Origin of the sequence: Streptomyces viridochromogenes DSM 40736 (assembly GCF_000158955.1) — a bacterium.
Taxonomy (GTDB): Bacteria; Actinomycetota; Actinomycetes; order Streptomycetales; family Streptomycetaceae; genus Streptomyces; species Streptomyces venetus.
Genome location: NZ_GG657757.1, coordinates 756,306 through 768,579, shown reverse-complemented (window position 1 = coordinate 768,579; position 12,274 = coordinate 756,306). Strand labels below are relative to the sequence as shown.

The window sequence follows — 12,274 nt, the reverse complement described above, 5'->3', positions numbered from 1 at the left end:
GGTCCGACGACAGCGACGCCACCGGGGAGTCCGCCCTCCCGCTCGTGGAACTCACCGCGCTCGGCCACGGCAGCGGCTGGTCCGGCCTCCGCTTCACCGGCACCGCCTTCTGCACCCGGCTCGCCTACCGGTCCCACCGCACGGGCAGACGCGACGGCTGGGAACGGCTCACCGTCGAACTCCACGACCCGGGCACCGGGCTGACGGCGTTCGCCGAACTCACCTCACCCACCGGACTGCCCGTCCTGCGCTCCCGCGTCCGGCTCCGCAACGACGGACGGGGCCCCCTGGTCGTCCAGTCCGTCAGCAGCCTCCTGCTCGGCGGCCTGCCCGCCCCGGACGCCCTCGACGTCCACCGCGCCCGCAACGACTGGCTCGCCGAATGCCGCTGGTACACCGAGCCGCTTCGCGCCGCCGTCGCCGACATCCACGTGGCCGTCCACGAGCACGACAGCCGCGCCGCGCTCACCCTCACCGGACGCGGCAGCTGGCCCACCGACGGGCACCTCGCCATGGGCGCGCTGACCGCGCGGGACGGTGATCGGGCCTGGGTCTGGCAGATCGAGTCCCCGGCCGGCTGGCGCTGGGACCTCGGCGAACGCGCCCAGGGCACGTACCTGGCACTGAACGGCCCCACGGACGCGGAACACCAGTGGCGGATCCGCCTCGAACCGGGCGAGGAGTGCACCACCGTCCCCGGGGCCCTGGCCCTCGGCTCCGGCCTCGACGAGGCGATGGGCGCCCTGACCTCCTACCGCCGGGCGGTGCGCCGCCCGCACCCGGACCACACCGCCCTCCCCGTCGTCTTCAACGACTACATGAACACCCTCATGGGCGACCCGACCACGGCCAAACTGCTCCCGCTGATCGACGCCGCCGCCGACGCGGGCGCGGAGTACTTCTGCATCGACTCGGGCTGGTACGACGACGACACCCGGGGCTGGTGGGACAGCGTCGGCGCCTGGCAGCCCTCGCCGCGCCGCTTCCCCGACGGCGGCATCCAGGCCGTCCTGGACCGCATCCGGGAGCGCGGGATGGTGCCCGGGCTGTGGCTGGAGCCGGAGGTCGTCGGGGTACGCAGCCCTGTCGCGGACGAGCTGCCGCCCGAGGCGTTCTTCCAGCGCGACGGCACGCGCCTGACCGAACAGGGCCGTCACCAGCTCGACCTGCGGCACCCGGCCGCCCGCGCCCACCTCGACAAGACGGTCGACCGGATCGTCGGCGACTGGGGCGTGGGCTACCTCAAGCTGGACTACAACATCGTGGTCGACCCGGGCACCCAGGCCCCCGGCGACCTGGCACCCGGGGCGGGGCTCCTCGGCCACGCCCATGCCTACCTGGACTGGCTGTCCGGTGTCCTGGACCGTCACCCCGGCCTGGTCGTCGAGAACTGCGCCTCGGGCGGCATGCGCATGGACGGCGCCACCCTGGCCGTCTCCCAGCTCCAGTCCACCAGCGACCAGCAGGACCCGCTGCGCTACCCGCCCATCGCCGCCGCCGCGCCGACGGCGGTCCCGCCCGAGCAGGGTGCCGTCTGGGCCTACCCCCAGCCGGAGTTCGACGACGACCTGATCACCACGACCCTCGGCGGGGCACTCCTCGGCCGCATCCACCTCTCCGGCCATCTGAACCACATGCCCGAACACCAGCTGGCCCTCGTACGGGACGCGGTGGGCGTCTACAAGTCGATCCGGGCGGACCTCGCGCGGGCCCTGCCGTTCTGGCCGCTCGGCCTGCCCGGCTGGACGGACGAGTGGCTGGCACTGGGCCTGCGGGTCCCCGGCGACCGCACGGCGTACGTCTCGGTCTGGCGCCGCGGCGGACCCGCCGAACAGCGCGTCCCCGTCCGGCACCTGGCGGGCCGGACCGTCCGCGCGGAGGTCCTGCACCCGACGTCGGCGGATGCAGGCCGGGCGGTGTGGGACGGGGACGCGCTGACGGTGACAGTGCCGCGCACCCCCGGCGTCCTGCTGATCCGGCTCACGCGGGACGACGGGTAGGCGCCCCTCGTCAGGCGCGTACGGCGTTCCGCTCCCGCCCCCGGTCGCGCGCGTCCCGGCGGAACGCCCACGCCATCTCCGGCTCCATCACCGGGCGGAACAGCCGCCGCACCGGCGGGGTGCACAGCGCGGTCACGAGCGCCCCGGCGACCACCGTCACCAGGATCTCGCCCATCGGCCGGTGGACCCACGCGGGCTCGTACCAGCCCCAGAACTTGGACCCCTGGGCGACGAAGCCGTGCAGCAGATAGCCGTACAGCGTCCCCGCGCCCAACGCGGTGAACCACATCCGGCGGCCCGGCACCCATGCCAGGAAGCAGGCCACCAGCACCAGCGAGCAGCCGAAGGTCACCAGCGCCATCACGGGCCCGTACCAGGCGGGCGCCGCGAGTTCCTCGGCGCTGTCGCGGTGGTAGAACCAGGCGCCGGTCATCCGCGGCACCGCCCAGTAGGCCACGAGGAGCGCGCCGGCGAAGACCGGCACGGCCAGGATCCGAGCCGCGCGGCGGCGTACCAGCTGGAAGTGCTCCGGCTTCAGGTACAGGCCGACGACGAAGTACGGCAGGAACTGCAGGGTGCGTTGCAGGTCGAGGTCGTTGCCGATGGACGGTGAGAGCGTCGCCAGCATCGCGATGACCAGGGCGAGCGGCAGCGGCCACCGCACGCGCTGCCAGATCGGCGTGGTCAGCCGCCAGATGAACAGCGCCGCCAGGAACCAGGTCAGGTACAGGGGATCCAGCAGGCTGACCGGCCGGTCGGGCTCCTGGTCGGTCCACCGGGTGAAGAGGGTGTACGCCGTCTCGAAGACGACGTACGGCACGGCCAGTCCGGTGATCAGACGCCTGATCCGCCCCGGGCTCGCGTCGAAGGAACGCGAGAAGTAGCCGGAGATGATGATGAACGCCGGCATGTGGAAGGTGTACACGACCATGTAGAGCGCGGAGGCCGCCCGGCTGCCGTCCCGCAGCGGCTCCCAGGAGTGCCCCATGGCCACCAGCACGATCGCCAGGTACTTGGCGTTGTCGAAGAACGCGTCACGCCGGCCGGCCGGCTTCGGCGCGGCGGCCGTCGCGGGCGGCTCCTTCCGCTCGGTCCCGCCGGTCGACACCGCGCGCATGCGCAGTGTGTCCTCGCTCATCAGGCCCCCCGCGCACAGTGTGGGGAACCGGGGCGGGTGGCTACGCGTCTTGCCGGAGATACGGCTGTGGGGTGCCGGTGCGACATCTCCGCCGCCTGACCACTGCGGAGTGGTGTAAACCGCTTTCCAGGGTGGATGTAGCGCGGATCACACCGGAGGCGACGATGCCGCCGGGCCCGGAGGGCGCGGAGCGCGGCGGCATCGTCGCTCGGGGCGCGGTCAGCTCACCGAGCAGGCGGCGCCGTTGAGGGTGAAGGCCGTCGGGCTGGGGTTCGTGGCAGCCCGGCCGGCCGTGAAGCCGAGGGTGACCGAGCCCGCCGCCGGGATCGTCGCGGTGTACGGGGCGGAGGTGACGCTCACCTCGGAGCCGCTCTGCGTGGCCGTACCGCCCCAGAGGTTGGTGATGCGCTGGCTGTCGGGGAAGGTCCAGCGCAGCGTCCAGCCGTTGATCGCCGAGGTGCCGGTGTTGCGGAGGACGATCTCGCCCTGGAAGCCGCCGGGCCAGCTGCTCGTCACCCGGTAACCGACGCCGCAGGACGACGGTGATCCGCCGGAGGACGTCGTCACCGTCACCGTCGCCGAGCGGGGCGAACGGTTGCCGGCGGCGTCGCGGGCGTAGACCGCGAAGGTGTAGGAGGTGGCGGGGGACAGGCCGGTGAGGGTGGCGGTCGTGGTGGTCGTGGAGGTCACGGCCGTCTCGGTGCCGCCGCTGATCCGCACCACGTCGTAGCCGGTCACGCCGGTCGCGTCCGTCGAGGCCGCCCACTTCAGGCTGACGGACGAGGAGGTCACCCCGGAGGCGCTCGGTGCGCCGGGGGCGGTCGGGGGAGTGGTGTCGCCGCCGCCCGAGGAGTAGACGGTGGCTTCCTTCGCGGTGGCGGCGATGCCGTTGGCGCCGTGGAAGACGCGCTCGCCCCAGGAGCTGAGCCGTGTGCGGTCGAAGTCGATCGCCAGGTCGAGGACCGGGTCGGTGTTGCCGCTCCAGGACCAGGCCAGGTAGCCGAGCCTCAGCTGCTGGGCGACGGCCATCATGGTGTCCTCGTCCGGGTCGCCGTACTGGTCGGCCGGGCCTCCGAACTCGCCGATGAGGATGGGCAGTTTCGCGTTGACGAAGGCGTTCAGGTAGTCGGTGACCTCCTGGGCGGTGTCGTAGACGCTGTACATGTGGATCGAGAAGATCAGGTTGCCGGTGGAGTCGGCCTTGTAGACGGACTGGGCGTTGGCGCGCATGACGCCCTGCCAGTCCTGGCCCCAGTTGGGTGCGTCCACCATGATCGTGTGTGTGAACCCGGCGCCCCGCAGTTTCTTGACGGCGGCGATGGTGGGATCGGTCCAGCCCGCGGGATTCGTGTTGCCCCAGGGCTCGTTGCCGATGTTGATGATGACGTAGTCCTCCTGGCCGGCGAGCACCTCTTTCAGACCGATCCAGTAGTCGGCCGCGTGGTCGAGGGTCCCGGCGGCGGCCTCCTCTCCATAGCCGGTCGTGTCGTGCACCTCCAGCACGCAGATGAGCCGGTTGGCCTTGCACTGGGAGATGACACCCGCCACGTCCTGCGCGCTGTTCTTGGTCCAGCGGTGTCCGTCGGAGAGGACGACGCGCACGGTGTTGGCGCCCATTGCCTTGATGTCGGCCAGTGACTGCGTCTCGCCCGGGTACCAGGTGTGGGCGTGGTTGACGCCGCGCATCACGAAGTCGTTCCCGGAGGCTTCCAGCAGCCGGCCGTTCTCGATCCGGAAGCCGGTGGCTGCCGCGTGTGCCGGTGTGCCGAGGGAGAGGAAGGAGAGCAGCAGGCCGAGGAGGGCGACGGCCACGGTGGCCACACGTGGGGTGGAGGTGGTGCGGGGTCTCATGGCGGCTCCAGAGGTGGGGGTAGGGGTGGGGCCTGTACGGAGGTGCGTCCGGTCCGTGGGGCAGGTGGCGAGTGGTCGCCGGGCGGGTCCCGGCCCGCCGCGCCGGGTGTCAGCCGGTGGGCGTCTTCGCCGTGCACGTGACGGTCGCCGCCGGGGCGCCCGCCGTTGCCGGGGCGGAGGCTACGAAGCCGAACGTGGCGCTCGCGCCGGGTGCGAGGGCGCCGTTCCATGCCGCGTTCGTGACGGTGGCCGTGCCGTCGGCGGCCGCCGTGAGCGTGCCGTTCCAGAGCTGGGTGAGGCGCGCGCCGTTCGCCGGTACGACGGTCGCGGTCCAGCCCGAGGCGGCGGACGCGGACGTGTTCGTCACCGTCACCTCACCCTGGTAGCCGCCCTGCCAGCTGGAGACGGCCCGGAAGCGCGCGGTGCAGGCGGCGGGTTCCCCCGGGTCCCCCGGGTCACCCGGGTCCTGTGGGACGCCCGCGTCGAGGGCTGCCGCCAGGGCCGGGTACCAGCGCGCGGCGATCTTGTCGTCGCCGGAGGCGTTCGGATGCACACCGTCGTAGGTGTCGGTGGCGGTGCTGAAGCCCGTCCACTGGTCGACCACCGTGACGGGGGAGCGCTCCGTGCCGGTCGCCCGGGCCCAGTCGGGAATCCGCGCGTTGAAGTCGACGACGCGCTGCGCACAGGCCGTGCAACTGCTCGGGTTCATGGGGATGAGCTGGGCGACGAGGATCCGCATGGCCGGATCGGACGCCCTCATCTGCGTCACGAGCTTCGTGTACGCGGCGAGGATGCGGTCCGGGGCGATGCCGCTCCACACGTCGTTCGTGCCGAAGTGCATGACAACGATGTCCGGACGGGTGGCGGCGAGCCTCCCCGGCAGCAGGTTCTGGTCGGCCACGTTGGTCACCAGCTCACCGCCGTGCCCCTCGTTGTCGCCGTCGTGCGCCTGCCCGCAGCCCTGCGGGGGGAGGGTGCCGACGAAGTCGATGCCGGTGTACCCGCCGTTCACCAGCCGGTTCCACAACACCGCACGCCAGCAGCCCGGCGAACCGGTGATCGAGTCGCCGAGCGGCATGATGCGGACGGGGTCCGCGGCCGGAGCCGCCGCGGCCATGGGGGCGAGCGTGACGCCGAGGGGGAGGAGCAGGGCGGCCAGGAGGCCGAGTGCCGGGAGGATCCGTAAGTGCGGGGACGGGCGGCGGGTTCTGCGCATGGTGGTCCCTTCCCTGGATGACGTGGGAGCGCTCCCACCACATCAAGCCACTGTTGTCATTGACGCGTCAAGAGGCGTGGTGATGAGAGGCTGATGCCCGGGGCCCGAACGACGATCAGTGACGATCACCTGGAGGCAGGCGTGGACATGGAGCGTGGCGCCCTGCACGGGCTGCGCATCGCGGACTTCTCGCGAGTTCTCGCCGGACCGTACGCGACCATGCTGCTCGCCGATCTCGGCGCCGACGTGGTGAAGGTCGAGCGCCCGGGGACGGGTGACGAGACCCGGCAATGGCGTCCGCCGGCCGACGAGCACGGCACCTCCACGTACTTCCTGGGCGTCAACCGCAACAAGCGCTCCGTCGCCCTGGACCTGTCGGCGGAGGCCGACCGGGAGCGGGCCCGTGCCCTCGTCGCCGAGTCGGACGTGCTGCTGGAGAACTTCCGGCCCGGCACGATGGAACGGCTCGGGCTCGGATACGAGGACCTGAAGGCCCGTCACCCCGGCCTGGTCTACTGCTCGATCAGCGGTTTCGGCGCCGGCGAGGGGGCCGCGATCCCCGGCTACGACCTCCTCGTCCAGGCGGTCGGCGGACTCATGAGCGTCACCGGCGAGCCGGACGGTGAACCGATGAAGGCGGGCGTGGCCCTGGTCGACGTGATCACGGGTCTGCACGCGGCGCTCGGCATCATGGCGGCTCTGCGGCACCGGGAGACGACCGGCCGGGGGCAGCGCGTCGAGGTGAACCTGCTCAGCTCGTTGCTCTCGGCCATGGTGAACCAGGCCTCGGCCTACGCCGTCGCGGGAGTCGTACCGGGGCGGATGGGCAACGCCCACCCGAGCATCGCCCCGTACGAGACCTTCCCCACGGCCGATCGGCCGCTCGCCCTCGCGGTCGGCAACGACGCCCAGTTCGCGGCGCTGGCCGCGGTCCTCGGCCGTCCGGAGCTCGCGGACGACGTCCGGTTCCGTACGAATCCGGAACGAGTGGCCCACCGTGCGGAGCTGCGGAAGGCACTCGGCGAACGACTGTGCACGGCGGGGGCCGACCACTGGTCCGCCGCCCTGCTGGCCGCGGGAGTGCCGGCCGGCCCAGTCAACTCACTCGACGAGGCCTTCGCGTTCGCCGGCCGGCTGGGGCTTCCGGGCGTCGTCACGGTGCCCGGGACGGACGCCCGGCAGGTGGCGGGCCCCTTCGCGCTGAGCGAGTCACCGACGCGCTACCACCTGCCGCCGCCCGCTCTCGGGGAGCACACCGCAGAGGTTTTCGGCGAACCCGAGTAGAGCTCCCCGCCAGGGAAGAGGTCCTCGTCCGTGAACTCCGTGCTGTGCCAGAGGTGTTGACCGTGCAGTGAAAGCGTTTTAACTTCCCTTCACCGGACACGCCGAGGTGAGGGGGAGCCGTGGCAACTGCCTTACGGGAACGAGCAGGTACGGAGGGGGTCAGTTCTGAATCGCGGCACCCTGGCGGCTCGCAGCGCGGGCGTAAAGGTTTTCAGAGCCGTTCACTGTTCCTGCTCATGCTGCCCGGCGTCGCCTACTTCCTGCTGTTCCACTACGGCGCGCTCGCCGGCAACGTCATCGCGTTCAAGGAGTACGTGCCGTTCGACGGCCTGTGGGGCAGCCCCTGGGTGGGGCTCGGCAACTTCCGGCGCATGTTCGAGGACGCGGCCTTCTGGGACTCGGTCCTCAACACCCTCTGGATCGCCGTCCTCCAGCTGGTCTTCTACTTCCCGGTGCCGCTCGGCCTCGCCCTGCTGCTGCACACCCTCACCTGGAGTTCGGTGCGCCGGTTCGTGCAGTCGGTGGCGTACCTGCCGCACTTCATCTCGTGGGTGATCGTCGTCGCGCTCTTCCAGCAGGTGCTCGGGGACACCGGCCTGCTCAACAGCGGCCTGAGCGGAGCCGGTCTGCACACCGTCGACATCATCGGCAACCCGGACGCCTTCGAGCCGCTCGTCGTCGCCCAGGTCATCTGGAAGGACGCCGGCTGGGGCACGATCATCTTCCTCGCCGCGCTCGCCCAGGTCGACGAGCAGCAGTACGAGGCCGCGGCCATCGACGGTGCCGGGCCCTGGCGCCGCTTCTGGCACGTCACCCTGCCCGCCATCCGCCCGGTGATCGTGCTGCTGCTCATCATGCGGCTCGGCGACATCCTCTCCGTCGGGTTCGAGCAGATGCTCCTGCAACGCGACGCGGTCGGCCCGGAGACCGCCGAGGTCATCGACACGTTCGTCTACTACCAGGGCATCGTCGGCGGCGACTACGGATTCGCCGCCGCCGCGGGCCTGTTCAAGGGGCTCGTCGGCGCCCTGCTCGTCTACGTGGCCAACAAGGCCGCCCACCGTCTCGGCGAACAGGGGGTCTACCGATGAGCGCATCCGCCCGTCCCGGCTGGATGGAGAAACCCCGGCCGCTCACCCAGACCGCGAAGGCGCTCGCGCTGGCCACGGTCGTGCTGCTGGTCTGCGTGCCGTTCCTGGTGATCGTGTCGACCTCGCTGGCCTCCACCCAGGAGGTCGTCGACAACGGCGGCTGGGTGCTGTGGCCCGGCGACCCCACGCTCGACGCCTACCGCGACATCCTCGACGGCGGCATCGTCACCCACGCCCTCGGCGTGAGCGCCGGGGTGACGATCGTGGGCACCCTGCTCAGCCTCGCCTGCACGGTGACCCTGGCCTACGCGCTGTCCCGCCCCGGCGTCCTCGGCGGCAAACCCGTCCTGCTGCTGGTGCTGTTCACGTTCCTCTTCCCGCCCGGCATGATCCCGAGCTTCCTGCTCGTGAAGGAACTCGGCCTGCTCGACTCCTACGCCTCGCTCGTGCTGCCCGTCCTGGTCAACGTGTTCAACCTGGTCGTGCTGCGCGGCTTCTTCCAGTCGATCCCCGAGGAGCTGTACGAGGCCGCCCGGCTGGACGGGGCGGGGGACTGGCGGGTGCTGGTGTCGGTGGTGCTGCCGCTGTCCAAGGCCGCGCTCGCCGTCGTCGGCCTGTTCTACGCGGTCGCCTACTGGAACTCCTGGTTCTACGCCTCGCTGTACCTGGAGAGCGACCACTGGCCGCTCCAGCAGGTGCTCCGCACCTATGTGGTGGCCGGTGCCGGACTCACCGACGCGACCACCGGCGAGGCCACCGTCACCGCCCCGCAGACCGTGCAGATGGCGGTGCTCGTGATCGCCACCGTGCCGATCCTGCTCGTCTATCCCTTCCTGCAGAAGTACTTCACCAAGGGCGTGCTCACCGGCGCCATCAAGAGCTGACACGAGGTGGTTCATCCATGCCCCGCATGTCCCGACGCACCCTCCTGCGCTCCATGGCGGCCGGCGGCGCCGCCGTCTGTGCCCCCGCCCTGCTGACCGCCTGCTCCTCCGGTTCCGGCGACGGCGACGTCTCCAACGCGGGGAAGAAACTCGCCCCCTGGCCCGCGTACCGTCCCGCCACCGGCCCGAAGCCGGACCTCGCCCCCACCGAGGAGGGCGTCCAGGCCGGATACACGTCCTACCCCTCCGACCTGGTCAAGTCCGTCTCCCGCACCCCGGGCGACGGCTCCACCGTCCGCGTCATGACCGTGTCCTTCGGCACACCACCCAAGTCCGCCTCGCAGAACCGGTTCTGGGCGGCCGTCGAGAAGGCCCTCGGCGTGAAGATCGAGTACACGGTCATCTCCCAGGCCGACTACCAGAAGAAGATGGCGACGGTCATGGCCGGCGACGCCGACGCCCTGCCCGACATCATCAACATTTTCTCCGGCTTCACCCTGCCCCGCGAGGCACAGTTCGTGCAGCGCCGCGCCCAGGACCTCACGCCGTACCTGTCCGGCGACGCGATCGCCGACTACCCGAACCTCGCCAACATCCCCACCCACGCCTGGCGCGACATGGGCCGGATCGGCGGGCGCGTCTACGGCATCCCCCTCGAACGGCCACTGCCCGGTTCGACCCTCTGGATCAACCAGGACATGTTCGCCGACGCGGGCATGAAGGACGGCTGGACCGCCGAGGACTTCACGTCCGTGGCGCGGCGGGGCACCCGCGGCAGGACGTACATGCTCGGCGCCGCCAACGGGTCCCTGTTCGGCAACGCCTTCCACTCCGCCGCCCACAACGCGCCCCAGGGCTGGGCCGTCACCGACGACGGCACCTTCCTCCCGGCGGCGGCCGACGAGCGGTACAAGGCGTCGATCGCCTTCCAGGCGCAGCTGCGCAAGAACGGCTCCTACCACCCCGACGCCACATCCATCTCCCAGATCGACCTGACGACCCTCTACTACAACGGCTCCGTCGCTTCCATGCAGGACGGGTTCGGCGCCTACCTGCCCAAGTACCGTGAGTCCAAGGGCAAGATGGTCCCGGCGGCCGCCCTCCCGTACAGCGTCGGCGGCGAGCCCGGCGGAACCGTCGCCGCCCGCCGCTCCTTCGGCTACACCGTTCTGAAGCAGGCGAAGAAGGAGCGCGTCGAACTGCTGCTGCGCATCCTCGACTACCTCGCCGCGCCCTTCGGCAGCGAGGAGTGGGAACTCGTCCACTACGGCGTCGAGGGCGTCCACTTCACCCGGGCCAAGGACGGCTCACCCGAGTACACCAAGCTCGGCGAGGTGGAGAACAACACCAATCTGCCGGTGAAGTACCTCGCCGAGGGGCCCCAGGTGCTGTTCGTGCCCGGCATGCCCGACGCCGTACGCGCATTGCACGCCTGGCAGCGGAAGGTCGTACCGCACGCCGTCCGCAACGCCTCGTTCGGGCTGCAGTCCGCGACGAACAACTCCCAGGGCGCCACCCTCAAGACGTTCCTCGACGACACCGTCACCGGGATCATCGCCGGACGTCTGCCGATGTCGGAGTGGGACGCGGCGGTGAAGAAGTGGCGGAGCCGCGGCGGCGACAGAATGGCCGAGGAATACGCCGAGGACCACGCGGCCAACACCTGAACAGCGGTGGGCGGAAGAGGAGAAGCGGGGGATGGGGAACGACATGGTGTCCAAGGGACGGGTCACGATCCGCGAGGTGGCCGAGCGGGCGGGTGTGTCCACGGCCACCGCCTCCCGCGCGCTCAGCGGCAACCACCCGGTGCCTCCCGCGACCCGGGCCCGGGTGCTGCGGGCGGCCCGCGACCTCGACTACGTGGCCAACGCCCACGCCCGCGCCCTGGTCGGCGGCGGCCGCAAGATGGCCGCCGTGGTGGTCCGCCAGGTCACCAGCCCCTTCTACGCCCAGGTCGCCGAGGGCGTGGAGGCGGAGGCCGCCGACCGCGGCTGGCTCTGCGTGGTCGGTGCCACGGGCGGGGACGCCCAGCGCGAGATGGAGTTCGTGCAGCTCATGCGGGAGGAGGGGGCACGGCTGGTGATCCTCGTCGGCGGAGTAGTCGAGGACGAGGCCTACCGTGAGCGCGTCGCCCACTACGCCCATGCCCTGGACTCCTCCGGAGCCCGGCTCGTGCTCTGCGGACGGCCCGCGCCCGGCCCGGAGATCCCCGCGCTCGTCGTCGAGTTCGACAACGAGGCCGGGGCCCGCGCCGTCACCGCCCACCTGCTCTCGGCCGGGCACCGCCGGATCGTCTTCCTCGGCGGACTGCCCGGCAACACCGCCCTGGACGCCCGCGTCGCCGGTTACCGGGCCGCCCTCGCCGACCACGGACTGCCGCCCGAGGCCGCGCACGTCGTCGACTGCGGACTCGGCCGGGCCGCCGGCCACCGTGCGATGACCGAACTCCTCAAGAGGACGGACGAGTTCACGGCCGTGTTCGCCGGTGACGACATGGTCGCCGCCGGCGCCCTGCGCGCCATCGCCGATGCCGGACGGCGTGTCCCCGATGACATCTCCGTCGTCGGCTACAACGACATCCCGCTCGCCGAGGACTTCAACCCGCCGCTCACCACCGTCCGCACCCCCGCCGAGGAACTCGGCCGCGCCGCCGTGCGCATCGCGCTGCGCGACCCCGAGCACGCCGCCGGGGCCCACCACCTGCTCGGCACCCACATCGTCGTACGCGAGAGCGTCGGCGCGCCCCCGCCCGGGCGCGCCCTGTGACCGACGGAGGAACCGCACCCGCATGAGCGCGCCGCACGTGTCGC

9 protein-coding genes are annotated in these 12,274 nt (G+C 71.5%); 6 read left to right on the top strand and 3 right to left on the bottom strand.

Annotation, left to right across the window (positions count from 1 at the left end; translation table 11 throughout):
• Positions 1 to 2,000, top strand: a 2,000-nt coding sequence (locus SSQG_RS03485) for an alpha-galactosidase (protein WP_003988314.1), incomplete at its 5' end; no start/stop codon positions are given.
• Positions 2,001 to 2,010: 10 nt separating this feature from the next.
• Here the strand turns inward: SSQG_RS03485 and SSQG_RS03480 are convergent.
• From SSQG_RS03480 to SSQG_RS03470, 3 genes are all read right to left on the bottom strand, one after another.
• Positions 2,011 to 3,138 carry an acyltransferase family protein gene (locus SSQG_RS03480; RefSeq protein WP_039931869.1) on the bottom strand — a complete coding sequence of 376 codons (1,128 nt, stop codon included), beginning with the start codon at positions 3,136 to 3,138 and terminating at the stop codon, positions 2,011 to 2,013.
• Positions 3,139 to 3,357: 219 nt separating this feature from the next.
• Positions 3,358 to 4,989: a cellulase family glycosylhydrolase gene (locus SSQG_RS03475; RefSeq protein ID WP_003988311.1), complete on the bottom strand. Its 1,632-nt coding sequence runs from the start codon at positions 4,987 to 4,989 to the stop codon at positions 3,358 to 3,360.
• A gap of 109 nt (positions 4,990 to 5,098) precedes the next feature.
• Complete coding sequence (locus SSQG_RS03470) at positions 5,099 to 6,205, bottom strand: GDSL-type esterase/lipase family protein (RefSeq protein ID WP_039931867.1); 1,107 nt, start codon at positions 6,203 to 6,205, stop codon at positions 5,099 to 5,101.
• A 147-nt stretch (positions 6,206 to 6,352) separates the two neighbouring features.
• Between SSQG_RS03470 and SSQG_RS03465 the strand changes: the two genes are divergently transcribed.
• The 5 genes from SSQG_RS03465 (at position 6,353) to SSQG_RS03445 (ending at position 12,230) form a co-directional block, all read left to right on the top strand.
• Positions 6,353 to 7,489 carry a CaiB/BaiF CoA transferase family protein gene (locus SSQG_RS03465; RefSeq protein WP_003988309.1) on the top strand — a complete coding sequence of 379 codons (1,137 nt, stop codon included), beginning with the start codon at positions 6,353 to 6,355 and terminating at the stop codon, positions 7,487 to 7,489.
• Positions 7,490 to 7,725: 236 nt separating this feature from the next.
• The gene (locus SSQG_RS03460; protein WP_039931865.1) at positions 7,726 to 8,580 is read left to right on the top strand and encodes an ABC transporter permease; all 855 of its coding nucleotides are present in this window, start codon (positions 7,726 to 7,728) and stop codon (positions 8,578 to 8,580) included.
• Positions 8,577 to 9,464, top strand: a complete 888-nt coding sequence (locus SSQG_RS03455; RefSeq protein ID WP_003988307.1) for a carbohydrate ABC transporter permease — start codon at positions 8,577 to 8,579, stop codon at positions 9,462 to 9,464. The genes SSQG_RS03460 and SSQG_RS03455 overlap by 4 nt, the downstream gene beginning before the upstream one ends.
• A 17-nt stretch (positions 9,465 to 9,481) precedes the next feature.
• Positions 9,482 to 11,131 carry an extracellular solute-binding protein gene (locus SSQG_RS03450; RefSeq protein WP_003988306.1) on the top strand — a complete coding sequence of 550 codons (1,650 nt, stop codon included), beginning with the start codon at positions 9,482 to 9,484 and terminating at the stop codon, positions 11,129 to 11,131.
• A gap of 31 nt (positions 11,132 to 11,162) precedes the next feature.
• Entirely contained in the window at positions 11,163 to 12,230 is a 1,068-nt protein-coding gene (locus tag SSQG_RS03445; protein ID WP_244299037.1) for a LacI family DNA-binding transcriptional regulator, read from the top strand.
• The last annotated feature ends 44 nt before the right edge of the window (positions 12,231 to 12,274 follow it).

Excerpts from the sequence above, each read along its gene's own strand:
- SSQG_RS03480 (WP_039931869.1), bottom strand. The coding sequence starts at position 3,138 with ATGAGCGAGGACACACTGCGCATGCGCGCGGTGTCGACCGGCGGGACC.
- SSQG_RS03475 (WP_003988311.1), bottom strand. The coding sequence starts at position 4,989 with ATGAGACCCCGCACCACCTCCACCCCACGTGTGGCCACCGTGGCCGTC.
- SSQG_RS03470 (WP_039931867.1), bottom strand. The coding sequence starts at position 6,205 with ATGCGCAGAACCCGCCGCCCGTCCCCGCACTTACGGATCCTCCCGGCA.
- SSQG_RS03465 (WP_003988309.1), top strand. The coding sequence starts at position 6,353 with ATGGAGCGTGGCGCCCTGCACGGGCTGCGCATCGCGGACTTCTCGCGA.
- SSQG_RS03460 (WP_039931865.1), top strand. The coding sequence starts at position 7,726 with ATGCTGCCCGGCGTCGCCTACTTCCTGCTGTTCCACTACGGCGCGCTC.
- SSQG_RS03455 (WP_003988307.1), top strand. The coding sequence starts at position 8,577 with ATGAGCGCATCCGCCCGTCCCGGCTGGATGGAGAAACCCCGGCCGCTC.
- SSQG_RS03450 (WP_003988306.1), top strand. The coding sequence starts at position 9,482 with ATGCCCCGCATGTCCCGACGCACCCTCCTGCGCTCCATGGCGGCCGGC.
- SSQG_RS03445 (WP_244299037.1), top strand. The coding sequence starts at position 11,163 with ATGGGGAACGACATGGTGTCCAAGGGACGGGTCACGATCCGCGAGGTG.